22 protein-coding genes and 1 other annotated feature are annotated in these 26,283 nt (G+C 48.7%); of the genes, 20 read left to right on the forward strand and 2 right to left on the reverse strand.

Annotation, left to right across the window (positions count from 1 at the left end; genetic code table 11):
* Positions 1–111: 111 nt before the first annotated feature.
* The 16 genes from lon (at position 112) to hemG (ending at position 16,747) form a co-directional block, all read left to right on the forward strand.
* Positions 112–2,457, forward strand: coding sequence for an endopeptidase La (gene lon, locus ICC18_RS16075; RefSeq protein WP_188175464.1), 2,346 nt, complete (start codon positions 112–114; stop codon positions 2,455–2,457).
* Between the two features lie 22 nt (positions 2,458–2,479).
* Positions 2,480–3,127, forward strand: coding sequence for a ribosome biogenesis GTP-binding protein YihA/YsxC (gene yihA, locus ICC18_RS16080; RefSeq protein WP_188175465.1), 648 nt, complete (start codon positions 2,480–2,482; stop codon positions 3,125–3,127).
* A 177-nt stretch (positions 3,128–3,304) separates the two neighbouring features.
* Complete coding sequence (locus tag ICC18_RS16085; RefSeq protein ID WP_188175466.1) at positions 3,305–3,577, forward strand: autorepressor SdpR family transcription factor; 273 nt, start codon at positions 3,305–3,307, stop codon at positions 3,575–3,577.
* Positions 3,574–4,248: an SdpI family protein gene (locus ICC18_RS16090; protein ID WP_188175467.1), complete on the forward strand. Its 675-nt coding sequence runs from the start codon at positions 3,574–3,576 to the stop codon at positions 4,246–4,248. The genes ICC18_RS16085 and ICC18_RS16090 overlap by 4 nt, the downstream gene beginning before the upstream one ends.
* A gap of 240 nt (positions 4,249–4,488) precedes the next feature.
* Entirely contained in the window at positions 4,489–5,076 is a 588-nt protein-coding gene (locus ICC18_RS16095; protein ID WP_188175468.1) for a non-ribosomal peptide synthetase module, read from the forward strand.
* Positions 5,077–5,393: 317 nt separating this feature from the next.
* Complete coding sequence (speD, locus tag ICC18_RS16100; protein WP_188175707.1) at positions 5,394–5,795, forward strand: adenosylmethionine decarboxylase; 402 nt, start codon at positions 5,394–5,396, stop codon at positions 5,793–5,795.
* Between the two features lie 110 nt (positions 5,796–5,905).
* Positions 5,906–6,442, forward strand: a complete 537-nt coding sequence (locus tag ICC18_RS16105) for an S-adenosylmethionine decarboxylase (protein ID WP_188175469.1) — start codon at positions 5,906–5,908, stop codon at positions 6,440–6,442.
* Positions 6,443–6,600: 158 nt separating this feature from the next.
* On the forward strand, positions 6,601–8,004 hold the full coding sequence (gene hemA / locus ICC18_RS16110; RefSeq protein WP_188175470.1) for a glutamyl-tRNA reductase: 1,404 nt from the start codon (positions 6,601–6,603) through the stop codon (positions 8,002–8,004).
* A 34-nt stretch (positions 8,005–8,038) separates the two neighbouring features.
* On the forward strand, positions 8,039–8,869 hold the full coding sequence (locus ICC18_RS16115; protein WP_188175471.1) for a cytochrome C assembly family protein: 831 nt from the start codon (positions 8,039–8,041) through the stop codon (positions 8,867–8,869).
* Between the two features lie 7 nt (positions 8,870–8,876).
* Complete coding sequence (locus tag ICC18_RS16120; protein ID WP_188175472.1) at positions 8,877–9,575, forward strand: precorrin-2 dehydrogenase/sirohydrochlorin ferrochelatase family protein; 699 nt, start codon at positions 8,877–8,879, stop codon at positions 9,573–9,575.
* A 19-nt stretch (positions 9,576–9,594) separates the two neighbouring features.
* Entirely contained in the window at positions 9,595–10,542 is a 948-nt protein-coding gene (hemC, locus tag ICC18_RS16125; RefSeq protein WP_188175473.1) for a hydroxymethylbilane synthase, read from the forward strand.
* 5 nt (positions 10,543–10,547) lie between these two features.
* Positions 10,548–12,083, forward strand: a complete 1,536-nt coding sequence (gene cobA / locus ICC18_RS16130) for a uroporphyrinogen-III C-methyltransferase (RefSeq protein ID WP_188175474.1) — start codon at positions 10,548–10,550, stop codon at positions 12,081–12,083.
* Between the two features lie 24 nt (positions 12,084–12,107).
* The gene (gene hemB / locus ICC18_RS16135) at positions 12,108–13,103 is read left to right on the forward strand and encodes a porphobilinogen synthase (RefSeq protein ID WP_188175475.1); all 996 of its coding nucleotides are present in this window, start codon (positions 12,108–12,110) and stop codon (positions 13,101–13,103) included.
* Positions 13,104–13,275: 172 nt separating this feature from the next.
* On the forward strand, positions 13,276–14,340 hold the full coding sequence (hemE, locus tag ICC18_RS16140) for a uroporphyrinogen decarboxylase (RefSeq protein ID WP_188175476.1): 1,065 nt from the start codon (positions 13,276–13,278) through the stop codon (positions 14,338–14,340).
* Positions 14,341–14,342: 2 nt separating this feature from the next.
* Positions 14,343–15,290 carry a ferrochelatase gene (gene hemH, locus ICC18_RS16145; RefSeq protein ID WP_188175477.1) on the forward strand — a complete coding sequence of 316 codons (948 nt, stop codon included), beginning with the start codon at positions 14,343–14,345 and terminating at the stop codon, positions 15,288–15,290.
* A complete protein-coding gene (gene hemG, locus ICC18_RS16150; protein WP_188175478.1) occupies positions 15,287–16,747 on the forward strand; it encodes a protoporphyrinogen oxidase in 1,461 nt (486 codons plus the stop codon). The genes hemH and hemG overlap by 4 nt, the downstream gene beginning before the upstream one ends.
* 1 nt (position 16,748) lies before the next feature.
* Here hemG and ICC18_RS16155 read toward each other — a convergent pair whose 3' ends face one another.
* Entirely contained in the window at positions 16,749–17,408 is a 660-nt protein-coding gene (locus ICC18_RS16155; RefSeq protein ID WP_188175479.1) for a Crp/Fnr family transcriptional regulator, read from the reverse strand.
* Between the two features lie 97 nt (positions 17,409–17,505).
* On the opposite strand from ICC18_RS16155, the gene hemL reads away from it, so the two are divergent.
* Positions 17,506–18,804 carry a glutamate-1-semialdehyde 2,1-aminomutase gene (hemL, locus tag ICC18_RS16160; protein WP_188175480.1) on the forward strand — a complete coding sequence of 433 codons (1,299 nt, stop codon included), beginning with the start codon at positions 17,506–17,508 and terminating at the stop codon, positions 18,802–18,804.
* Between the two features lie 52 nt (positions 18,805–18,856).
* On the opposite strand, the gene ICC18_RS16165 is transcribed toward hemL, so the two are convergent.
* Positions 18,857–20,353, reverse strand: a complete 1,497-nt coding sequence (locus ICC18_RS16165; protein WP_223192619.1) for a phosphodiester glycosidase family protein — start codon at positions 20,351–20,353, stop codon at positions 18,857–18,859.
* A gap of 264 nt (positions 20,354–20,617) precedes the next feature.
* On the opposite strand from ICC18_RS16165, the gene ICC18_RS16170 reads away from it, so the two are divergent.
* From ICC18_RS16170 to ICC18_RS16180, 3 genes are all read left to right on the forward strand, one after another.
* Positions 20,618–21,505 carry an RluA family pseudouridine synthase gene (locus ICC18_RS16170; protein ID WP_188175481.1) on the forward strand — a complete coding sequence of 296 codons (888 nt, stop codon included), beginning with the start codon at positions 20,618–20,620 and terminating at the stop codon, positions 21,503–21,505.
* A 117-nt stretch (positions 21,506–21,622) separates the two neighbouring features.
* A complete protein-coding gene (locus ICC18_RS16175; protein WP_188175482.1) occupies positions 21,623–22,717 on the forward strand; it encodes a LysM peptidoglycan-binding domain-containing protein in 1,095 nt (364 codons plus the stop codon).
* 214 nt (positions 22,718–22,931) lie between these two features.
* Positions 22,932–23,184 (forward strand) — a binding site (T-box leader).
* Between the two features lie 397 nt (positions 23,185–23,581).
* On the forward strand, positions 23,582–26,251 hold the full coding sequence (locus tag ICC18_RS16180; RefSeq protein ID WP_188175483.1) for a valine--tRNA ligase: 2,670 nt from the start codon (positions 23,582–23,584) through the stop codon (positions 26,249–26,251).
* The last annotated feature ends 32 nt before the right edge of the window (positions 26,252–26,283 follow it).

Raw genomic sequence — 26,283 nt, forward strand, 5'->3', positions numbered from 1 at the left:
ACCGCGCCAGAGCGCCAATTGGTGTTTTGTTTACAGTTTTGATAAAATGTAAAAGCAACCATGGTTACGAAAATACTTCATTTTGTGGGGTAAATTTAGGAGGTGCAGAGGATGGGACCTGGTAAAATCAAGGTGCGCAGATTGCCGCTTTTACCTTTAAGGGGACTGTTAGTCTATCCGAGTATGGTTCTACATCTGGATGTGGGACGGGAAAAGTCGGTAAAAGCGCTCGAGCGGGCGATGGTAGATGACAGCATGATTCTCCTCTGCTCTCAATCTGAGATCAATATAGAAGAACCTTCCAAAGAGGATATTTACCGTATCGGCACCATTGCGAAAGTGCGGCAAATGCTTAAACTGCCGAATGGAACGATACGTGTTCTTGTAGAAGGCGTTCTGCGCGCTGAAATCACTGAATATCTCGTCAATGAGGAGTATTATGAGGTAACAGCCAAAGAATTGCCGGAGCAGGAAATCACCGATCCCGAAATAGACGCGCTAATGAGGACGGTTCTGAACCAGTTCGAACATTATATCAACCTATCCAAAAAGGTAACGCCCGAAACGCTTGCGGCTGTTTCCGATATCGATGAACCTGGCCGTTTAGCGGATGTGATATGCAGCCACTTATCGCTTAAAATCAAAGATAAACAGGAAATTCTCGAAACGGTAGATGTTCGCGAACGTCTGGAGAAAATGCTGAACATCTTGAATAATGAGCGCGAAGTGCTGGAGTTGGAACGCAAAATTAGCCAACGCGTGAAAAAACAAATGGAAAAGACGCAGAAGGAGTACTACCTTCGCGAGCAGATGAAGGCCATTCAGAAAGAGCTTGGCGATAAGGAAGGCCGTGCCGGCGAAGTGGATGAATTGCGCAATCAGCTGAACGAGGCTGAACTTCCTGATAAAGTACGCGAGAAGGTCGAGAAAGAAATCGATCGTCTGGAGAAAATGCCCGCAACCTCTGCAGAGGGTGGCGTAATTCGGAATTATATCGATTGGCTGCTGGGATTGCCTTGGTCGAAGCGGACGGAAGATGATCTTGATCTAGCCAAGGCGGAGGAGATTCTGAACGAAGATCATTTTGGATTGGAAAAGCCAAAGGAACGCGTGCTTGAATATTTGGCTGTTCAGAAGCTTGTTCAAAAGCTAAAAGGACCGATCCTTTGTCTTGTAGGACCACCGGGCGTAGGGAAAACCTCGATCGCGCGTTCCATCGCCAGATCGATGGGGAGACAATTCATCCGCATTTCTTTGGGCGGTGTACGGGATGAGGCGGAGATTCGCGGTCATCGGCGCACTTATGTGGGAGCAATGCCTGGACGCATCATTCAAGGCATGAAAAATGCAGGCGCGAACAATCCTGTATTCCTCTTAGATGAAATCGACAAAATGGCCATGGATTTCCGCGGCGATCCGGCTTCAGCGCTTCTGGAGGTTCTTGATCCTGAGCAGAACAGCACTTTTAGCGATCATTTCATTGAAGCTCCGTTTGACTTGTCTAACGTTATGTTCATAACGACGGCCAATGCCGTCCACAATATTCCGCGCCCGCTGCTGGACCGGATGGAGGTTCTCTATATCCCGGGTTACACGGAAATCGAGAAGCTTCAAATTGCGAAGCGGTATTTACTGCCGAAACAGAAGCGCGACCACGGTCTTCAGGAAGAGCAGCTGCTTGTTGAAGAAGCTGCGTTGATGAAGATTGTAAGGGAATATACTCGCGAAGCCGGTGTACGCAATCTGGAGCAGCAAGTAGCGGGTATGTGCCGTAAAGCAGCCAAGCAGATTGTAGCGGATCCATCGGCTCCTGTACAAGTGATTGCAGGCAATCTGCAAGATTATCTCGGACCGGCCAAATTCCGTTACAATGTGGCTGAAGAGAAAGATCAGATTGGCGCCGTAACCGGACTCGCTTGGACGGAAGTCGGAGGCGACACCTTGGTCATTGAAGTGACGGTGATGCCTGGAACAGGCAAGCTCACTTTGACAGGTAAACTCGGTGACGTGATTAAGGAGTCGGCGCAAGCCGCATTCAGCTTTACACGCTCGCGTGCCGTCGAATTAGGGATTCCTACCGATTTCCATGAGAAAAATGATATTCACATCCACATCCCGGAGGGAGCAATTCCGAAGGATGGTCCATCCGCAGGCATCACGATGGGGACGGCGCTGATCTCAGCGCTGACGAACATCCCGGTATCCCGCCAGGTCGCGATGACCGGCGAGATTACGCTCCGCGGCCGCGTGCTTCCTATCGGAGGCTTGAAGGAAAAGGCGCTCGCCGCGCACCGCGCCGGCATCCGAAAAATCCTTTTGCCGCAGGATAACGAGAAAGATATCATCGAAATTCCGGAAAGCGTCCGTAATGAATTGACGTTTATCCCGGTAAGTCACATGGATCAGGTGCTGGAACATGCACTAGTTAAAAATAAGCCGCCCGCCCACGTCGGATAACGAAAGAAAGTAGTGAACAACCATGAAGGTCAATCAAGCTGAATTCATTATCAGCGCTGTCGGACCTAGCCAATATCCAGAAGATGCCTTGCCGGAGATTGCTCTGGCAGGGCGTTCTAATGTCGGGAAATCATCGCTCATTAACCGCATGATTAACCGTAAAAATTTGGCTAGAACCAGTTCGCAGCCCGGCAAAACCCAAACGCTGAATTATTACAAAATTAATGAGGACTTATATTTCGTCGATCTTCCCGGATACGGCTATGCTAAAGTATCCAAAACACAGCGCGAGCAGTGGGGTAAATTTATTGAGAACTATTTATTGAACCGCGAGCCGTTGAAGCTTGTCATGCAGCTGATCGACTTGCGCCATCCTCCGACCAAAGACGACCAAGCCATGTACCAATGGCTAAGACATCATGACGTTCCGGTTCTTGTCGTAGCGACTAAAGCGGATAAGATTCCGAAGAGCAGATGGCAAAAACACGCTAAAGTCGTTCGTGAGACGCTGGGAATGGATCAGGGATTTCATCCGCTTTTGTTCTCCTCAGAACTCGGACTAGGTAAGGACGAACTCTGGGAATTGATTGAAAAGCAAATTGGCTATGGGCAAGAAGAACTGAAAGAACCGAAGGAAGAGCAAGATCAGCAAGATCAGCAAGAACTTTAAGTACTGCAAAAACTACAAGGATCTCAAGATCCGAATGAATGAAAAAAACAACATACTTATCTGCCCGCAAGCAGAGAGGTGTTGTTTTTTATTTTTGACAAAAATCGGAATATTGTTTATACTACTTTTAAACATTTAGATAATTATCTAAATATCTAACGAAGAGGTGAAAATACCATGAATGAATCGTTCAAAGCGTTATCCGATCCGACGCGAAGAGCGATTATCAAACTGCTTCGCGATAAGGACCGAACGGCCGGCGAAATAGCCGAGCATTTTCAAATGACCAAGCCAAGCATCTCACACCATTTAAACGCTCTAAAGGCGGCAAAGCTGATCTTAGATGAACGTCAAGGACAAAATATTATGTATTCGCTCAATACGACAGTTGTCCAAGAAGTCATGGGATGGTTCATGGATATCATTAAAAAAGGAGAGGACGAAACATGAATAAAAATACAAAAATATTGTGGGGCTGGAAAGACGCCATGCTGCTGTTAATCGTACTGGTGCCTGTCATAATGGGAGCGGTCATGTACGAGGATCTACCTGACCAATTGGCTTCTCACTTCGATTTGAAAGGTAATACCAATGGTTTTATGAGCAAGTCAGTATTCATCATTTCTATGTCACTGATCAATTTCATATTGTTTATCTGCTTAAAAGTAGTTCCAAGATTGGATCCGAAACAGGGGAATTATGCAAAGTTTATGGATGTTTATGAATTGTTCCGATTTGTGATCGTTACTTTTTTAACTGGCATTTTTGTGATGGTTTTGTTCTATAATCGCGGCTATGACATTTCGATGAACACTGTGTTGTTCCTGTTCATGGGCGTTTTATGGATCATTTTAGGCAATTATATGGGCCGCATTCGCCGCAATTATACATTGGGTGTTCGTACGCCATGGACGTTAGCGAACGAAGAAGTATGGAAAAAAACGCATCGTCTGACAGGTCCTTTATGGGTGATTTGCGGGTTTGTGATGCTCGTTTGCAGCTTTTTCGGCGACTATCCACTTCACTACGTGCTTCTGAGCATTATTGGCATTTCGGTAGTGGTACCGACTATTTATTCCTACCTGGTATTCAATAAACTCGGAGACGGTAAGGAGAAATAAATCTCGCAAGGCTTATGCGGATTGAATTTTGTTCTTCAAATAGAGAGGGAAGTAAGGATGAAACAGCGGGAAACAGAGGTATTATCATAAAATTCATACATCTTGATGACGGATTGCGGATTTTGCTCGATTTCTCCTGAAATTTACGGGATGCCGCGCAGGAATATTAAGCGATCATGTAGTATAATAATAAGCAAGGTAACAACTTATGGCTTGAAAACAAAGAATCGAGGGATTTTTATGGCACAAAGGTTAGCGACTGAATATGTCAAAACCTGCCTCCAGTTAACAGAAGCCGAGATGTTCAAGTTTTTTCAAATGTTTGTGGAGCATCAAGTGACACTGCAAGTCAAGGTTTTAGAGAATGGCAACCAAGAGGTTGTTTTTCAAGACGGCGCAGGTCAAGAGATCGTCCTGTCATTTGAGCAGAAATCGGGCCTATATGAATGTACGGGATCCTGTCGATTAAGCAATACCTTGCTGGCTAATTTGATGCGCAAAGCGGTGTCTGAATTTAAAGGCAGCGCAATTGTAAATCGGATTTATCCGGGTTATACGATGGTCTATTATTATGAACTCGGCACTGTTGTAAAGATCGAAGAAGTTAAGGGACAACTGTTGACGATCATCTATGAGTATAAAGACACAATTGGTCAACTGGAGCAGATGTTCCAGAAGAAAGAAGTGGAGCGGGAAATCGATGCGATCTACGGTCAGATTAACCAACTCCTTGACTTGCGCAACGCTATGCAAGAGCAGGATATGCACCAGCAGATTGACACTCGCCTTCGTGAACTGACGCACCGTTTGTTTACTTTAGAGGCTTAACTCGCACATACATTCATTTACTGCAGTAAGACCCTTCGATAGGGTCTTTTTTCTTTTCATGCACAGGCCGATCTTTGATCACATATGGTAGGTATTGAGTCCAAAAGCATGATAGCAGTTGGAAAAAAAAACTATTGCATTTCTGGACGATAGATGTTATTTTTATTTTCGTTGACAACAATATAGGAACCAGGATTCACTCAGGACATTGAATGTTGCGAGAGATTATTCCCTCGGGAAGTGAATGACGTAGGTCCTAGCGGATGAAATTTTTTTCAAACATTTTATTCCTAGGAAGGGGGAACCGAAAGATGGAAATGGAATACTCAACTTTCGGAAGGCACGTTGCTGTAGATACTTGGGGGGTAGATTTCGAACTTCTGAACAATGCAGAATGGCTGCAGGCTCAGATGGTAGAAGCTGCCGAGGTATGCGGAGCAACCGTACTATCTGTACAATCCAAGCAATTTGAACCACAAGGAGCAACAGTGCTTGTCATGTTGTCCGAGAGTCATCTCTCCATTCATACTTATCCTGAGAGAGGTTTTGCCGCGCTAGATTGCTATACTTGCGGTGAGACAGTTGACCCTCAACTAGCGATTGACTTCATGGTATCCGTATTGAAACCAGAGACGGTTTATGCAAAGAAACTCGTTCGCGGAATCGGTGAATTGCAAGTTGAAACTCCAGAAATCAAGCAAGCGGAGCTCGTAAAATAAGAGTCTGCTCATAGCGATAACGAAAACCACGGAGAAATCCGTGGTTATTTGTTTGTCCCAGCCCCCATACAATGTTACTACTGTACATGTTTAGCGGGGGGATGGAGAGAATGAAAAATAAATTAGCCAGAAAAGCAGTGGTTTATTGCATTGTACTGTTCCTTGTCATTTGGCCGATTTATCAAATGGTTAGCATGCTAGGCGGGGGGCATGAAGAGCATGATGCGAAGCATTTGCTATATCAGGTATCCCTATTCCAGATGGAACTTCTGAACAGTTACTTAGGGGAAGCCGGGAAGATCAAAGATACGGCTGAGCTGGATGCTGCCAAACAAGCTCTCTATTCGACAGGATACACCCACGAGCGCTTGGTATTAGCGGCAGGCGGTAACGAATATCTAACCTCCCTAAATAGCCTTACACAGCTTATGCAGTACATACAAAGATTGCAAATTGGCGGCGAGCGTCCGTTAAAGTCGGAAGAAACCCAAACACTTCAGGAAGCGGCGAATCAATACAGGGCAATGTATGGGATTTATGAGAAATTGATGGCTTCAGACGGCAATGTCGTATCATCGCAAAATGCGAAGCTTGCCGAGCTGGATAACGCGCTGGCAACGTTAATTCGCAAAAAGCTGCTGCAATAACCCTGTTTTGTACCAGGTATGGTATATACAAGCAGTTTGCTGTTAAAACTAACGAGCAGAGCTTATGCATTCATAAATTATTCAAAAAAATTGTCGGAATGCTTGTTTTGCTGTGCTATAATGGTTCATAGTAATGAACGGAAAGGCAGGTGGTACCCTTGCATATTATCGCAGTAGGCTTAAATTATCGTACGGCTCCGGTTGAAATCCGGGAAAAGTTCGCATTTTCCGATAATGATTTACCGAAAGCTCTGGCAGAATTGAAAGATACTAAAAGCATACTTGAGTGTGTGATTGTCGCCACCTGCAACCGAACGGAAATTTATGCGGTTGTGGATCGGCCTCACTTGTGCAGTCATTACATTACACATTTTATCGAGCGTTGGTTTGGCGTTGCCAAAGAGCAATTCCAAAAGCATTTATATATGTATGAAAGCGAGAAGGCGATTGAACACTTGTTCCGGGTAACGAGCGGTCTCGACTCTATGGTTATCGGAGAAACGCAAATACTGGGACAAGTGCGGGATGCTTTTTTACTATCGCAAAATTTGAAAGCGACTGGCGCTTTTTTCAATACGTTGTTTAAACAGTCGGTTACTCTTGCCAAAAAAGCGCACTCGGAAACGGGAATTAGCGATAATCCGGTTTCCGTCAGTTACGCCGCGGTAGAGTTGGGAAAACGTATTTTCGGATCTTATATGAACAAGACCGTGATGATTATCGGTGCGGGCAAAATGAGCGAGCTAACGGTGAAGCATCTTTACGCGAATGGCGCCAATAAGGTGATCGTCGTGAATCGTACCTTTGATCGTGCAGTGGAATTGGCTGAGAAGTTTAGCGGCATTCCTTGTACGATGGATCAGATGCTTGCGCGTTTGCCGGAAGTTGATATTATTATCAGCTCGACGGGAGCGCCGGGATACGTTCTGACCAAATCCGATATTCAACCCTATTTGCAAAAGAGAAAATCGCGTCCGCTATTCATGATGGATATCGCGGTGCCACGGGATTTGGATCCGCAAATTAGCGAACTTGCGAATGTATTCTTGTATGATATTGACGATTTGGAAAATATCGTAGACAAGCATTTGCAGGAACGCAAAAAGGAAGCGGCTAAGATCGAAATGATGATCGAATCCGAAATGGCGGTTTTCGATCAATGGACGAAGACGCTTGGCGTAAGTCCGGTTATCCATGCTCTTCAAACGAAAGCGAATCAGATTCACGAAGAGACCATGGACAGTATGTTAAAAAAGCTTCCTGATCTGGGTGAGCGGGAAGTCAAAGTTATTCGCAAATTAACCAAAAGTATCGTGAATCAGGTGCTTCGAGATCCGATCCTGCGCATCAAGGAAATGGCCGGGGAACGTCATGGCGATGAAGCGCTGGAGATGTTCACCAAGCTGTTCGCTCTGGAAGAGACGCTGGAGCGGCAGGAGCAAGCGGATCAGTTGGCACAAGAAGCAGAACGGAAAGCGGTAGAGGCAGAATCAAAGCGCGTTCAGGATGAGAAAGTGACCGTGCTTGGATTACAAGCCGCAGACGCTCTAGCGCAATCTTGAAAGAACGGCGCTGTAATCGCCGAGGAGAGGTGCCATGGTCACAAAGAGCTGGTTGTTTGATGCGATGATTTATATGTATGCCCTGAGCCTGCTGTTTTACTTTTCCGACTTCGCAAATGCGAATCGGAACGCAAAACGGATGGGGACGGGGCTGCTTTTGTTTGTATGGGTTCTCCAAACCGCTTACTTGGGGCTTAACCTGTATGGCCATTTGACGGAATGGGCGTTTGCCCGTTCGGATGTGCTTTTTATGTTCTCGTGGTTGATTGTCACCATATCGCTGATTGTGAACCGCTTTTTCCGAATTGAATTGTTCGTCTTCTTTGTGAATGTATTAGGGTTTGCAATCCTTGCATTAAATGTATTCGGAAATCCGCACGTAACGCCGATAAAAGCAGGTTGGGATATCAATGATGAGCTATTATTCATACATATTACATTGGCTATCGGCAGTTATGCTGCTTTTTCCATAGCGGCGATATTTTCCGGCATGTATCTGTTCCTGCACAGAATGCTCAAGGAGAAAAAGTTCTCGCAAACGGTGATGAGGCTGCCTTCCCTGGAGAAGATTGAGAAGTACACGTATCTGGCCGTCATTATCGGCGCCCCTTTACTTTTGCTGGCTTTGAGTCTTGGCATTGTATGGGTCGTTCTGGAGGGGGATAGAAACCTCTTATATGATCCTAAGGTTGTGAATTCTTTCTTTGTTTTGGTCGCATATGCGTTTTATTTATTTCAGCATTTCTCCATGCGGATATCGGGGAAAAGGCTTGCGGCATGGAATCTCGCGGCTTTTCTCATTGTCGTCATCAATTTTGTCGTATCTAATAACGTATCGGGCTTTCATGACTGGATATGGAGCTGAATGAATAATGAAACATCAGTACCCCATAATGCTAGATGTAAATGGCGCCTGCTGTCTGATTGTGGGAGGCGGAAGTATCGCTGAACGTAAGGCTCGTTCGCTCGTGCAAGCAGGTGCTCATGTCACTGTAGTCAGTCCGGATTTTACGGCTGGGCTTATTGATATGGAGCGAAACGGAGAAGTGGTACTATACAGGCAGACGTTCAGTTCTCTGACGATAAGCACAGAAGTTGCCGAAGGAACAACTCCCTATAAGCTTGTGATTGCGGCTACCGATGCAGCTGATGTGAATAAAAAGATTTTTGAAGCGGCTGCTCAACATAGCTTGCTAGTTAATGTAGTCGATCAGCCCGAGTTAAGCACTTTCATCGTTCCGTCCGTTGTACGCAGAGGAAAATTGGTGATAGCTGTTTCTACAGGCGGTGCGAGTCCGGCAGCAGCTCGGAAAATAGCTCGAGAGCTTGAACAAACGTATGGGGATGAGTACGAGCTTTATCTGGATTTTCTAAGCGAAGTACGTTTGAATGTTCAGGCCGCCGTCCCGGATAAAGAGGCCCGGCAGCAACTGTTCAAAGAAATGCTGGAATGGGATGTGTTATCCCGGATTCGGGCCGGATCGTTTGAAAGCTGGAAGCAAGAGATGTTCGAGGCTTTCGAAAAAGAGCCGGTGATGGCAACGATTCGGGCATTCGGGCAGCGATTATAGAGAGACGGGAGCGATAAAGATGAGAACCATTATTGTAGGTACAAGGCAAAGCGCATTGGCGTTGACACAGACCGGGCAAGCGGTGGAGCAATTGAAGCAAATAGCCGCTGCACATGGGATCGAGTGTCAATTTGAAATAAAGAAAATTGTCACCAAGGGTGACCGCATTTTGGACGTTACTCTGTCCAAAGTAGGAGGTAAGGGACTGTTCGTTAAGGAAATCGAACAGGCTTTACTGGACGGGGAGATCGACATGGCCGTCCACAGCATGAAAGATATGCCCTTCGAGCTGCCCGAAGGGCTTGTAGTGGGAGCGGTACCCCAGCGCGAGGACGCGCGCGATGCGCTGATCACGCGTGGGCACCGCTCCCTGGACGAGCTGCCGCAGGGCGCGCTCGTCGGCACCAGCTCGCTGCGGCGCGCCAGCCAGCTGCAGCACGCCCGCCCGGACCTCAAGATCGAGTCGGTCCGGGGGAACATCGATTCGAGGCTGCGCAAGCTCGAAGAGGACAATTTCGATGCGATTCTGCTTGCCGCGGCCGGTTTGCACCGGATCGGCTGGCAGGATCGCATCAGCGCGTACTTGCCGCCCGAGGTCTGCCTCCCTGCCGTAGGGCAGGGAGCGCTATGCATCGAGTGCCGGGGCGGCGACGCCTTCATGCTGGACCTGCTCGGCAAGTTCCAGCATGAACCGACAGCGCTCGCGGTGCGCGCGGAGCGGGCCTTCCTCGGCAGGCTCAATGGAGGCTGCCAGGTCCCGCTCGGCGCTTACGCGAGCGTAAGCGAAAGCAGCAGCGGCGGCGCAGAGCCGCTGCTGACGCTGACGGGCATGGTCGGCACGCCTGACGGCACGACCATGCTCAAGGAATCCGTTTCCGGCAGCGATCCGGAAGCGCTTGGTTTGCTTGTCGCGGATAAGCTGATCGCGCAAGGGGCTGACCGCATTTTAGCTGAGGTGAGGGAGTGAGCGAAGTGACGAAAGGCAAAGTATATCTCGTTGGCGCTGGTCCGGGAGATCCAAAACTCATCACGGTTCGAGGCTTGGAAGCGATCCAGAAAGCGGATGTCATCGTATATGACCGACTGGCCAGCCCTAGGTTACTGAAGCATCGTAAACCGGAAGCAGAGCTGATCTTTGTTGGCAAGCTGCCGGATAAACATATGTTAAAACAGGAAGAAATCAACCAACTGCTGGTTGATTTGGCCTTTCAAGGAAAAGTGGTTACCCGTCTGAAAGGCGGCGATCCGAGTGTGTTCGGCCGCGTTGGCGAGGAAGCGGAGCTTCTGGCTGACAATGAGGTCACCTACGAGATTATTCCAGGCATTACTTCCTCAATCGCAGTTCCGGCCTATGCCGGTATTCCTGTTACGCATCGGGATTTCACTTCATCCGTTGCGATCGTGACCGGCCATGAATACCCGAACAAAACGTACTCAAGCCTTGATTGGGAACATCTGGCTAAGGCGATTGGCACGATGGTTTTCCTCATGGGTGTTGCCAATCTGGAGCAGATCAGCCGCGAACTGATTCGCTGCGGCAAGCCGCCTCAAATGCCGGTAGCGCTAGTGCGCTGGGGCACTTGGACGGAGCAGGCAACGATTACCGGCACGCTGGAAGATATCGCCGAGAAGGTCAAACAGGCTAATTTCCAATCGCCTGCGGTCATTATTGTAGGCGAAGTCGTCAAGCTCCGTGAGAAGCTGGCCTGGATCGAGAAAAAGCCGCTGTTTGGCCGCAGAGTGCTCGTGACACGTGCTAGAAGCCAAGCTAGCGAGCTAGTTGATCTGATCGATGAGTTGGGCGGAGAAGCGGTCGAGTTCCCTGTCATTCGTCTTCAGCCGCCAAGCCGTCCGGAGGCTCAGTTGGCACTCGACGAAGCGCTCGACAAGCTTCAGACATTCGACTGGATTTTGCTGACAAGCGTGAATGGCGTTGAATTCTTCTTCAGCAGACTTCTAGAGAAGCGCATCGATGTGCGACGTATGGGAAATGCGCGAATTGCAGCCGTTGGACCGAAAACTGCAGAAGCGCTGGCAGAGCGCGGTATTCTAGCGGATGTATTGCCTGCCAGATATCAGGGTGAAGGCATACTTGAAGCGATTCAAACCGAGTTGAAGCCGGATCAAAAGGTACTGCTTCCGACAGCTGACCTTGCACGCGAGTACTTGCCATCCAAGCTTAAGGAGCTTGGCCTTCAAGTGACGGAAGTGGACGTCTATGAGAATGTGTTAGCTTTAGAGGAGGGGGAAGAAGTCGTTTCTCTTTTACAGAATCAAGGTATTCATATCATTACTTTTACTAGCTCATCAACGGTTACGAATTTATTCGAAGCATTGCGTCAGCTGGGCGTAGAAGATCCGCTGGCCTTGCTGCAAGGTGTAGAAATCGCTTGTATTGGGCCGAAAACAGCGGAAACTGTTCGTCAGTTCGGCCTGCCGATTACGTACATGGCTGAAGAAGCGACAGTTGCTTCGCTTGCTGAAAGCTTATCGCTGCATCGAAAATAACTTGATGAAGGAGGCAGAAACACCATGAGTTTTCCTGTTATTCGTAATCGCCGTTTGCGCAGCTCTTCCGCGCTTCGCAGCTTAGTTCGTGAAAATCAAGTAACCGTTAATGACGTAGTCCAGCCTATTTTTGTTACCCATGGCGAGGGCATTAAGGATGAAATTCCTTCCATGCCTGGCGTTTACCACTTCTCTTTAGATCGATTGGAAGAAGAAATAAGTGAAATTACTGCATTAGGAATTCAAGCGATTCTATTGTTCGGTGTACCTGAGCATAAGGATGCTATTGGGACTTCTGCCTATGATGACAAAGGTATCGTTCAGCGGGCGACACACCGCATCAAGGAGCTGAACCCTTCTCTTTTGATTATCGCGGATACGTGCTTATGCCAGTTTACCGACACAGGTCATTGCGGTGTCATTCATCACCATCCGATTACAGGCCAGGCAGACGTTCATAACGATCTTTCTTTGGAGCTGCTGGTCCGTACGGCAGTGTCGCAAGCGAAAGCCGGAGCTGACATTATTGCGCCATCCAACATGATGGATGGATATGTGCAAGCGATACGTGCCGGCCTTGATGAGGCAGGCTTCGACAACGTGCCAATCATGGCGTACTCGGTTAAATACGCGTCGGCGTATTACGGTCCTTTTCGTGATGCGGCACATTCGACTCCACAATTCGGCGATCGCAAAACATACCAAATGGATCCGGCCAACAGCCGTGAAGCTTTGCGTGAAGCGGAAAGCGACGTGATCGAAGGCGCCGACTTCCTCATGGTTAAGCCTGCGCTCGCATACATGGACATCATTCGCATGCTAAAGGATAATTTCGACCTTCCGGTTGTTGCTTATAATGTCAGCGCCGAGTACTCGATGATTAAGGCTGCCGCCGCACAGGGCTGGATCAATGAAGAGGCGATCGTCATGGAAACGATGACGAGCTTCAAGCGTGCAGGCGCAGATATTATTTTAACTTACTTTGCCAAAGACATCGCCCGTTATTTGCAAAACCGCTAATTTTTCTTTCATGAGAACCATTCATCCTAGAGCAGCTAGGCGCGGGTGGTTCTTTTGTCATACTTTTGTCGCAATCCCAAAGCTTCCATCGGTTGTGACAGGCGTATAATTAGGGCATAATGGATGAGAATAGCAGGAAATTTTACGGCTCTAAAAAAGAGGAAGGTGCCTCATGAGTTATAACGACAATTTTATTAAAGCTTGCCGGAAGGAAAAGGTAGATACGCTGCCCGTTTGGTATATGCGCCAAGCAGGCCGTTACGATCCGGACTATCGCAAAATTAAAGAAAAATATTCATTGCTGGAAATTTGCCGGCAGCCGGAGCTGGCGGCTGAAGTCACCATGATGCCGATCAAAAAGCTCGGTGTCGATGCGGCCATTTTGTATTCGGATATTATGAATCCGGTTGCCTCGCTTGGTGTTGACTTTGATATCGCCCCCAATATTGGTCCCGTCATTCATACGCCGATTCGTACGGCTCAAGATGTGGAGCGTCTACGTCCCATAGATGTAGAGAAAGATTTATCACACATTATCCAAACCATTCGGATTTTAGATAAAGAACTTGAGGTTCCTTTGATTTCTTTTGCAGGCGCTCCTTTTACGATCGCTAGCTACCTTATTGAAGGGAAACCATCCAAAAGCTATATCCGCACCAAGCAGATGATGTACGCTGAGCCTAAAGTCTGGTATGCCTTGATGGATAAGCTGGGCGACATGGTGATTACTTATTTGAGATCTCACATTGCGGCTGGGGCAAAAGCGGTCCAAGTGTTCGACAGCTGGGTAGGGGCTCTTTCTCCTGCCGATTTTCAATTGTATGTATTGCCAACGATGACCCGGATCTTTAAAGAGTTATCCGATCTGAAAGAACCGAAAATTTATTTCCCTGGCGTAAGTTCGGGCGAATTGCTGCCGTATCTAACTCATTTAGAGGCGGATGTGATCGGTCTGGACTGGCGCATTCCGATTAACGAAGGGCGCCGGAGAATCGGTGAACGATTTGCGGTTCAAGGCAATCTTGATCCATATGTACTGACGGCTCCGATGAGCGTTATTGAGCGACAAGCCAAAGCCATTATAGATGAAGGTATTGAACGCCCAGGTTACATTTTCAACTTGGGTCATGGACTATTCCCTGAAGCATCCCTGGAGAAATTGAAGGAACTAACTACATTTATCCATACGTACTCACATTCCGCATTATCTCAGCAAGCAGAAAAGAGTGGTGTTTAAACATGGCAAACGGGCGAATCGGTGTATTGATAATGTCCTATGGAACCCCGGAAAGTTTGGATCAAGTTGAAGCCTACTACACGCACATTAGACGCGGTCATCCGCCTACGGCAGAGCAGCTGCATGAATTGACATCGCGATATGAGGCCATCGTCGGCGGTTTTTTCCCTTTACGAGAAAATACGAACAAGCAGGTTAAGGGATTGGAAGAGACGCTGGGCCGAGAACATCCTGAACTGGAGTTTGTTTGCTATCAAGGATTGAAACATGCTCAGCCCTATATTGAGGACGGCGTCGAGCTGATGGTGAAGGACGGTATTACAGAGGCAATTGGGGTGGTATTAGCTCCGCATTACTCCACGATGAGCGTTGGAGGCTATGTGAAACGGGCTAAAGACAGAGCTGCGGAGCTTGGTTTAAAGATCGATTTTGTCCTTAGCTATCATTTGCACCCGAAGCTGTTAGAGGCGCTAAGCAATCGGGTAGAGCGGGCTTTGGGCAAGTTTACGGATGTATCGCGCGACGAAGTTCGCGTTATTTTCACTGCTCATAGCCTGCCTGAGAAAATATTAGAAATGAAAGATCCGTATCCGGATCAACTGCTGGCAACGTCCAATGCTATCGCAGATCGCGTAGGGATTACGAACTGGCAGTTCGGTTGGCAAAGTGCCGGACAAACCGCTGCACCGTGGCTTGGGCCCGATATTTTGGAAGTTCTCGATACTATTCGCAAAGAAGAAAATGTGAAAAATGTGCTTCTCTGTCCGATCGGATTCGTATCGGATCATCTGGAAGTTCTATACGATATCGATATCGAAGCACAGGCATTGGCCAAGGAGCTCGGCATTCATTTGGAGCGTACGGAGTCGCTAAATACGGACCCGCTTTATATGGAAACCTTGAGCGATGTCGTTTTTGAAAAGTTGAAGGGAGCGGCGAAGTTGTCATGAGTGCGACTAGACCGCATCTCATGATTGTAGGCGGTGGAATCACAGGTCTCAGCGCCGCTTTCTACTTGAAGAAGCGTTTGGAATCAGATGGCGTAGACGCTCGGATAACTATCGTGGAGAAATCAACGACTTTTGGCGGCAAGATTCATACGCTCGAAAGAGACGGTTTCGTCATCGAGAAAGGTCCGGATTCTGTACTTGCCCGTAAACGCCCGACGATTGATCTGGCTCGTGAATTAGGGCTGCTTGGTGAGCTTACGGGAACGAATCCCAAAGCAAAGAAAACGTACATCGTGCGCCAAGGAAAGATGCATAGAATGCCTCCCGGTCTTGTGCTCGGCATCCCGACGCAAATGACGCCTTTTATGAAAACAGGGCTGATTTCGCCGCTTGGTAAAGCCCGTGCAGCACTTGATCTCTTGAAACCCAAACGGGAACTAACGACAGACGAATCGCTCGGGCGCTTTCTTGAACGCCGCCTCGGCAAAGAAGTGCTGGAGCGCATCGTTGAGCCGCTGCTTGCAGGCATTTATGCGGGTGACACGTTTAAGCTGAGCTTGAAGGCAACCTTCCCGCAGTTTCAATCGATGGAGCAGAAGCATCGCAGCCTGATCCTCGGGATGATGGCGAGTCGGAAGAACAGCACGGAAGAGAACGCCCATGTACCGGCCGAAATTCGGGGTTCTGCTTTTGTCACGTTCAAAAAGGGGCTGCAAACACTCGTAAACGGTCTTCTGGGAGCTTTGGATGGTGTGGACTTGCGTTCAGGCGTGGGCGTGACGGCGATTCGCGAAGCTGCCGGAGAACAGACTGAGGTTATGTTCGAAGACGGGCATACTGAAATTGTTGACGGTGTCATTATCACGACGCAGACTTTTCAGGCCGCACAAGTACTTTCGCACGTGCCGGCTGCCGCTGATTTGAAACAGATCGAGTATATTTCTGTTGCGAATGTAATTATGGCGTTTGATCGCAAAGACATCCCCTTTGAGCTGGATGCTTCCGGTTTTCTCGTTCCTCGGAACGAAGGAAGAACGATTACGGCATGTACATGGACGTCGGCCAAGTGGCTGCACACGGCTCCGGACGGAAAAGCGCTGCTTCGTTGTTACATCGGCCGTGCCGGTCAGCAGGAATGGCTGCAATGGAACGACGAGCAGCTCGTAGACAAAGCCCGGCAAGATCTTGCCGAACTGCTAGGCCTTCATGCCGTACCGCTGTTCACCGAGGTAACCCGCTTACCGAAGTCGATGCCGCAATATCCGGTCGGTCATTTGGAGCAGGTTGCACGCTTCCGGGAGAATCTTGCTAAGCAGATGCCGGGCGTATGGGTAACCGGAGCAGGTTTCCACGGGGTCGGTATCCCTGATTGTATTCGGCAAGGGCAGGAGGCTGCTTTCCAGCTTGCCAATGATGTTTTATCGAATAGACCGGGCGCTTCAGTACCTATGAGATAAGCTAGCGAAGCTTGGCCAAATCGAGCTTGAAATCGGTAGGCGTAATGGTTAAAATACGTATCTCTTCGAGATCGCGGATGACCTGCATGAGGGTCATCTTCTGGACGCCGGCAAGCTGTGAAATCTCGTCGAAATTGAGCACGAGTTTGATGGTGATGATATTTCCATGGCGCATGCCATGCTTGTTTGCCAAGGTGATTAAACTTTTGATAACACGGGTTCTGGCATCTAGAAAAGTTAAGTCATACACGTGTTGGTTCGTATCGCGCAGTCGGCTGCCAAGTTCCTTCATGATACCGAGGGTGATGTCAAAGTGATTGCGGAGCAAATCTAGAAAGTTTTGTGCCGTGAGCGTAATGAGTACGCTCTCTACCAACGTTTGTGCTGAGGCCGAGCGAGGCTTCCCATCGATTAGAGAGAGCTCGCCAAAACTTTCGCCGGATGAGCAAATCGAAAGTATTTTCTCTTCGCCTGTACTGCTCGTTGTATAGATTTTGACGGAGCCACTGTATACAATATAGAAAATAGAGCCTATTTCTTTTTCGGAAAACAGAACGGTGCTTCCATTATAAGAACGACTGGTACATATTTCTGCAACAGCGTTTAATTGCGCTTCATTCAATTGAGAGAACAAAGGTACTTTTTTGACGAGTTCAATCATGATCGTTGGTACCGCCTTTTTGTTATATTGCGAGTTTAAACCTCTAAAGTAATGTCAACTTATTTTACCATAACTTGCTGGGTGGGAGTATGAGAATATGAATAAATCGACCAGAATCGACACGCGTTCTTCAGCTGCGTTCAGTGATTCCAAGAAGGTGATCCCAGGCGGAGTGAACAGCCCTGTGCGCGCCTTCAAATCAGTAGGTCTTACGCCAATGTTCATGGAAAAAGGCGCCGGTTCCCGTGTTACAGATATCGATGGCAACAGCTATATCGATTATGTAGGTTCCTGGGGGCCGTTAATTGTCGGACACGCGCATCCGGTCGTGCTGGAAGCCATTAAATCCACTGCAGAAAAAGGGACCAGCTTCGGCGCGCCGACACTGCTGGAAACCGAGATGGCCAAGCTGGTCATTGAACGCGTACCGTCGATCGAGATGGTTCGTATGGTTAATTCTGGAACAGAGGCGACGATGAGTGCACTGCGTCTGGCACGCGGCTTTACGAAGCGGAACAAAATCGTCAAGTTCGAGGGGAGCTACCATGGACATGCGGATGCGCTGCTCATCAAAGCTGGCTCCGGTGTTGCTACATTAGGCTTGCCGGATAGCCCTGGCGTACCGGAAAGCGTAGCGGTAAATACGATTACGGTGCCATACAATGATCTGGAATCGGTTCGACTCGTATTCGAGAAGTTCGGCGAAGATATTGCCGCGTTGATCGTGGAGCCAATTGCAGGCAACATGGGCGTAGTTCCGCCAGGCGAAGGGTTCCTGCAAGGGCTGCGCGATGTTACGAAACAATATGGAAGCCTGCTTATCTTTGATGAGGTTATGACCGGTTTCCGTGTGCACAAGCATTGTGCGCAGGGGCTATACGGCATCACACCGGACTTGACCTGTCTGGGGAAAGTAATCGGTGGCGGGCTGCCTGTAGGTGCTTATGGCGGCAGGCTCGACATTATGGAGCAAATTGCTCCGGCGGGACCGATCTATCAAGCCGGCACTCTCTCGGGTAATCCGCTCGCAATGGCAGCCGGAATTGCAACGCTGACTTTGCTTGGCGAACCTGGCGTATATGAAGAACTGGAGCGCAAATCCGCCTTGCTGGAAGAGGGATTCGCGAAGAATGCAGCTGAAGTTGGGATATCGAGCACGATTAATCGCGTCGGCTCGATGATTTGTCCGTTCTTTACGGAGCAGAATGTTTCCAATTATGAAATAGCCAAAACATCGGATCTAGGCAAATTTAATGCGTACTTTGGCCATTTGCTGGATTTGGGCATCTCAGTTGCGCCTTCACAATTTGAAGGCATGTTCATGTCTACGTCTCATTCTGACGAAGACGTTGCTGCAACGATCGAAGCGCACCGTGAAGCTTTAAAAAGACTATAGGCCAAATCAAAGAAGCTGACCCGTCAGGGTCAGCTTTCTTTATGTATACGAACTAATTGGCTTTAGGCGTGGGTGATGGTGCCCCGCTAGGCGCATTTCCTGTACCGGATTGCCCTTGCTGCTGTCCTGCGGGAACTGTGGTATTCGCAGGTGCCGTGCTTGGCTTAGGTTCTGCTGAGGCACCTGATGAGGTACCTCCTGTGGCAGAACCGGCTCCTGCTCCGGTATTTGTGCTACCATTGCCTTGTTGGTTGCCTGCATTCGGTGAGGCCGAAGGTGATGTTTCCGGCTTCACGGAAGGGCTGGGCTTTGCTGTTCCGCCATTTGCTCCCGATGGAGGATTGGAGGCTCCATTTTTACCTGTCGTATCGCTGCTTGATTCAGGTTTTACTGAAGGCGTAGGTGTTGCTGTTGCTGTTGGTTTAGGCGTAGGTGTTGTTTTTGGAGCTTTTGCTTTTTTCTCAGCCTGTTCCTTCAAGAACTCAGGATGGTCATACGCGCCGCCCGGGTCAATTGTGGTGAGACCTTTCCATACGTTCTCGACTTTTACTTCCTCAGGATGGTCGAAAACGAGGAATGCTGAAGGTAATCTTCGCTCGCCGTAACGACTGGATGGTTTCGTAATGAGCTCATTGTTATATACCATCTCGGAAGATGCTCCGCCGTCCAAGAAACCTGCATTGATGACGCCTTCAGCGAGGAATAGATCTTGCACTTCTTTCAGTGTCGCACCAACGCTATGCGTCTGACGCCCGTCGATCACGATAAAAATGACGGTTCCGTCGGCTTTTTGGCCGACTGCGGTTCGAGGCGCGCGTCCCCAACCACCGTCACCGCTAGTAATAAGCGGTTTGCCGTTGGCAATCACACGGGGATAGAAGGATACGGCGTCCGTTACATTAAGCTTAAGCAATTCATTAATCGAATACTTACCGATAATGAGTGTTCCTTCTTTGGTAAAACCGACGATGTGCTGCGGTATGCTGCCTTCTTGGTCGGTATAAAGGATCTCGCCGCCGGACATAATAGCTCCAATTGGCGCAAATCCGTTTCCAAGCCCGTCCGGATCGTTAAATCCTCCGCCATTTACGCCTGCAACGGCTCCTGTGCGCTCTACCATCGATGTAATACGTTCGCCTTCGCCTTGCTTGGCGGGAACCATGACTCGTATCGTTCTAGGATCGTATACATACATTTTTTTGCCTTTCCAGAATTGCCCGGAGATATCTTCGACTTTAACGAGACTTTCCATCGAACGGTCTTTATTATATTTAACTGCTTGCAAATTTTGCTTTTCCATAGAGTTAATCTCTGTCAGATTTTGCACTTCCAGAACTAACTGATCCCGGCGTTCAGCTCCTACAAAGATCCAGGCCCAATCGCGATGCTGCGTAGTGATGACCGTTTTGGCCAAAAATATGCGGATATTTTCCCCAGGCGGGGTTAAGAATAAAAAGCTTGAAGAAATAAACGTAAGCGCAGCAATGACAAACAGCATGCGCTTCAGCCAGCTATAACTACGAAAATGATCCATTATTGCAGTACCCAAGGTTGTTCCTCTCCTGCTCTCTTTTTCTACTTTCTTTATCCATGTCGAAAAAAACAATAATAGATTAATAATATCATATTTTGATAGGCAACTGGTAATGGTAATTGTTAAAATAAAGTGTACGATATCCCTTTTACTTAAGGAGTTTTTATTAATGAAGCGATACTATTTTTTTGATTTTCCGATAGATTTGTGGCTAATTGTATTTGGCTTTCTTGTCGTTTTAATCACGATCGTAATATCTTTTCGCAAAGGATCACAATCATGATGGAGTGGAAACGCAAAGGGGAATGGCTGGAGCTTTCGCTGCCGCATCCGGTATGGAAGCCGCTGCACCCTCGGGCAGTAGAAGAACTATCGGCTTTATTGCCTGTTCCGCGCAAACTATTTTTGCGGCTTGCCTCGCAAGGAGGCGTCCGCGTGCAGGGCAACAAGCTCCTGATGCACCTTTTCCCAGAGGAAAAGGCTTCTTTTGTACCGGAGTATCAAGATCTGGAAATTTGCTATGAAGATGATTTCTGTTTGGTAGTGGGCAAACCGGCCGGCATGTCGATTCATCCTGCTGAGGCCGGACAAAAGGGAACTTTGGCATCAGCCGTCGCATTTTACTATGCATCAACAGGCCAAGCTTGTGCGATTAGACATATTCATCGATTAGATCAAGATACGACGGGAGCGGTGCTTTACGCCAAAAATGAATGGGCGCACGTGCTGTTGGATGAAGCAATGCGGGAGAAACGAATCGACCGCCGTTATGCAGCTTTCGTGGAAGGCATCTTCAGGGCTAAGAGAGGGACGATCGATGCGCCGATCGGCCGCGACCGCCATCATTCCGGCAAACGCCGGGTAACGCCAGGAGGCGATGCTGCAGTAACGCATTATAGAGTACTGAAACAAATGAAGCGAGCTGCTCAGGTCGAGCTGGAGCTTGAAACGGGGCGTACGCATCAAATACGCGTTCATCTCAGCCACATAGGTCATCCCTTGATCGGGGATTCGCTATATGGCGGTTCCACGGCCTTGTTTAAGAGGCAAGCGCTTCATGGAGAACGACTGGAATTCGATCATCCCGTTACCCGGGAACCGCTATCCGTGCAAGCCTCATGGCCCCAGGATATGCTTGTATTACTGGATAGGCTGCAGTCTTTATAAAATGTAGTCATGCCTCGCCCTCCTCACCCATATACTTTTAGAGACAAACAAGGCATTGGGCTTAACAATTCAGGTGTTAGCAAACGTCCTGAATTGAAGGAAGGGAGGATTTGGACAGTGGCTGAACAGCAACCAGGGTTAAGATTTGACATTTATGAACGCGTCCATTTGCAGGAAGGGTTAGCAGGGATACAAGAGTTAAATGACGTCGAGCTGTTACCGCACATTCAGGTAATCACTCTTGATGACCAGGCTATTCTGAAAGGAAATTTGCTATTGACTGGCAACTATTCCAGCGATGAAGGGGAGGAGCCCCGCTCGCTGGAGCATTTGATCCCGGTCGAAATCACCCTGCCTCTAAACCGGATACACCGGGTTGAGGACATTTCGGTTGAGATTGAGAACTTTGACATCGACCTGCTGTCTGCAAGAAGCTTGAATGTTACAGGCGTTTTATCGTTACAAGGTGTTGAAATGGTTTCAGCGCCTCTGGAGAGCTGGCGTGGGGAAGAGGAGATCACGTTCTTGCACGAAGCTGAATTCCCGAAAGAAGAATCGGCGCCCCCGGTGGATCATGGCGCGCATGAACCGGCAGTCTCCACATTTGAGGAGCAGATTCATCAGATGCCGCAGATACCGCAGATGCCTGTGTATAGCGCGCCTGCTGCTCCTGCTCCTGCTCCTGTTGTTGTACCTGCACCCATACCTGTGCCTGAACCTAGCGTACAACCTATGACACCGGTGCAAGAACAACCTGCCGCGGATGTGGATACATTCACCGCAGAAGTGGAACAAACCGAATTAAAGGTGACACCCCATCCGGACAGCACGGTTGTTACGGAGGACAAGAAAGAGCTTAAAGTCGCTTTCGGGAAAAAGGCGAATGAAGCGGTCGAGATCAACCCTTACGGCATCAAATCGCTTTTGTCCAAAGCGAGTTCGCTTCTTCACGACAAGAAGCGGGAGGAAGCGGAAGCACAAGCTCAACTCGCGGAAGAAACGAAAATAGATGCTGTTGAATGGAAGCGTCTATTCCTGCACAGCAGTTCGAATTCCCAGGAATTCCGTAAATTGAAAATGTGCATCGTACAAAAGGAAGAAACGCTGGATTCCATCGCCAAGCGGTATCAAATAAATCCACGCGAGATTCAGCTGCTAAATCGGCTCAGCGATCAAGAAGTTACTGCAGGGCAAGTGATTTACCTTCCTTAAACCTGTACATAGGCAAGAGCCTCCGGCTGCGCGTAATGCGGCCGGGGGCTTTTATGTATGTAGAACACAAATATGATGTAATTCCGTAGCATCTTTTCGAATGAAGCATAATTTACTCATAATCGGTAATAATGGAATGATATATTGACTCTGTTTCAAATGTTCGATATCATATGATGTAAACCATTTTGAGCAATAATGGAAGTTTGAAATATTGGAGACGTTGAAAGGGAGTAGTAGTCGGTATGCCCTTCAGAGAGTGGAACTGCAGCGCTGAAAGGTTCCATAGGAAGCAGCCGAACGAAGTCGCCCCGGAGTTGTGAACGTGATAGAATGATGTGAAGCCTTTCATGTATTCTACAGCGTTTGCCGGCCACAGCCGTTATCTGTTTGAGAGCCACGCGATTCGAATATCGAACTGTGTGGAATGAAGGTGGTACCACGGAAGCAAGCCTTTCGTCCTTTGCGGCGAAGGCTTTTTTGTTTTGTTTACCTCCCAAACCCTCCTAAAAGGAGGGCCCCAGGGGTTTCGCCCCCTGGACCACGAGCGGGTGGAGAGGGAGCGGGGCTTTCTAGTGTTTAGCGGGGGCTGATGCGGGGAGCGCTTTCGTCCTTGTCCGAGCTGACGGCTCGGCCACGGACACGCTTGCACGTTGGCGCAGGGCGGAAATGGATGTTTTCCTACGGAAAACGACCGGATCGCCCGTTCCCGCAGAGAACGAAGCCATGATCGCCCGTTTCCTGGCGGAAACAAGGCCCCCAAGAGCGAAAACGCCCGTTTCCTACTTACTGAAACGGGCCGAACTTGATGATTCACAGGCTTCATAAGCCTGTATTAGTGATAATAGCGATGGAGGTAATCATATGACCGAAGCCAATGAAACTAAAGAACAACTGCAAATGCCAACTACGTATGATCCGAAGGAAGCTGAACGCAAGTGGTATGACTATTGGATCAAGAATGAATTTTTCAAAGCCGGTAACCGTCCCGATGCCGAGACGTACACCATAGTAATCCCGCCTCCGAACGTCACGGGAATGCTGCACATCGGGCATGCTCTCGATTTCACGCTGCAGGATATTTTGAGCCGCACGAAACGGATGCAGGGCTACGACACCCTGTGGCTCCCGGGTTCCGACCATGCGGGTATCGCCACGCAAACGAAGGTGGAGCAGAAGCTGCGTGAACAAGGCCAAAGCCGTTACGATTTGGGGCGCGAGAAATTTCTCGAGAAAGTATGGGAATGGAAAGAGCAGTACGCGAAAACGATTCGCGAGCAATGGGCGAAGATGGGCTTCTCTCTCGATTATTCCCGTGAGCGTTTCACACTGGATGAAGGCCTCTCTCAAGCGGTTCGTGAAGTATTCGTGAGCCTCCATGAAAAAGGTCTCATTTACCGCGGCAACTATATTATTAACTGGGATCCGGCAGCACGCACCGCGTTGTCAGACATTGAAGTTGAGTATAAAGAAGTTCAAGGCGCGCTCTATCATCTCGAATACAAAACGACGGACGGTACGGGCTCCATTGTTGTGGCAACAACCCGTCCGGAAACGATGCTTGGCGATTCGGCCGTTGCCGTTCATCCGAAGGATGAGCGCTATCAGCATTTGATCGGCAAAAAGCTGCTTCTCCCGATCGTAAACCGTGAGATTCCGGTCATAGCAGATGAGTACGTTGAAAAAGAATTCGGCAGCGGGGCCGTCAAAATTACGCCTGCACACGATCCGAATGACTTCGAAGTCGGCAAACGTCACGACCTGCCGCAAATTCTCGTCATGGATGAGTCCGGCACGATGAACGCGAACGCGGGTCCTTATCAAGGTAAAGACCGTTTCGAATGCCGCAAACAAATCGTTGCAGACCTCAAAGAACAAGGCGTATTGCTCAAAATTGAAGAGCACGTGCATCAAGTGGGCCACAGCGAGCGCAGCGGCGCAGTCATTGAGCCATATTTGTCCACGCAATGGTTCGTTAAAATGCAACCGCTCGCCGAACAAGCAATTGAAGCGCAAAAATCCGGCAAAGGCGTTAATTTCGTACCGGACCGTTTTGAAAAAATTTATTTGCACTGGATCGAGAATGTGCGCGACTGGTGCATTTCCCGTCAGCTTTGGTGGGGACACCGCATTCCGGCGTGGCATTGCGCGGATTGCGGCGGTGTGACGGTTGAACGTCAGGATGCGAAGGTCTGCTCCCATTGCCAAAGCAGTAACATCAGTCAAGATAACGATGTGCTTGATACCTGGTTTAGCTCGGCGCTATGGCCGTTTTCGACGCTTGGCTGGCCTGGAGATACCGAGGATATGAAGAGATTCTATCCGACGGACGTACTCGTAACAGGGTACGATATTATTTATTTCTGGGTAGCCCGCATGATCTTCACCGCTCTCGAATTTACGGACCAAATTCCGTTCAAAGACGTGTTGATCCATGGACTTGTTCGCGACTCCGAGGGGCGTAAAATGTCCAAATCACTTGGCAACGGTGTCGATCCGCTTGAGGTTATTGAGAAATATGGCGCCGATGCGATGCGTTATATGATATCCACCAGCAGTACGCCGGGCCAAGATCTCCGTTTCCGTTGGGAGCGTGTTGAGCAGGCGCGTAATTTTGCCAATAAAATTTGGAACGCTTCCCGCTTTGCTCTCATGAATTTGGAGGGTGTGACTTCAGCAGATATTGATCTGTCCGGACCACTCGGTACAGCCGATCGTTGGATTCTGCACCGCTTGAACGAAACCGTTCGTGATGTTACACGTTTGATCGACAGCTATGAGTTCGGGGAAACAGGCCGTCTGCTTTACAATTTCATTTGGGACGATCTTTGCGACTGGTACATTGAGTTCAGCAAGCTGAGCCTGTATGGCACGGATGCAGCTGCTAAGAAGACGACGCAATCGGTTCTCGCCTATGTGCTCGATCAAACACAGCGCTTGATCCATCCGTTCATGCCTTTCATATCCGAAGAAATTTGGCAGCACCTGCCGCATGAGGGCGAGACGATCACTTTGGCGGCTTGGCCGAAAGAGAACGCTGCGTTTGAATCTCCGGATGCTGTTAGAGAAATGGAGCTTCTGATGGATGCGATTCGCTCCGTTCGTAACATTCGCGCCGAAGTGAATGTGCCGATGAGCAAAAAGGTGGAGCTGCTGGTGAAACCGGCGACAACCGAAACGCAATTGATTCTTCGCAGCAACGAAGAATACTTGCGCCGCTTCTGCAATACTTCCCTGCTTCAAATTGATGCGGAGATGGCAGCCCCTGAGAAAGCGATGACCGCGGTAATCACCGGCGCCGAATTGTACCTGCCGCTGGCAGGACTGATCGATATCGCGCAAGAGTTGGCTCGCTTGGATAAAGAGCTTCAAACCCTTTATGGTGAAGTCGAACGTATTGAGAAGAAGCTTGCGAATGAGGGCTTCGTTGCCAAGGCGCCTGCGAAGGTCATTGAAGAAGAAAAAGCCAAGCTTGCTGATTATGCGGATAAAAGGGACAAAGTGATTGCTCGTTTAGCGGAATTAAAAGGGTAAACATGAAAAATAAATCGATCGCCTAGTTACTT

This window comes from Paenibacillus sedimenti (assembly GCF_014534655.1).
Lineage (GTDB): Bacteria > Bacillota > Bacilli > Paenibacillales > NBRC-103111 > Paenibacillus_E > Paenibacillus_E sedimenti.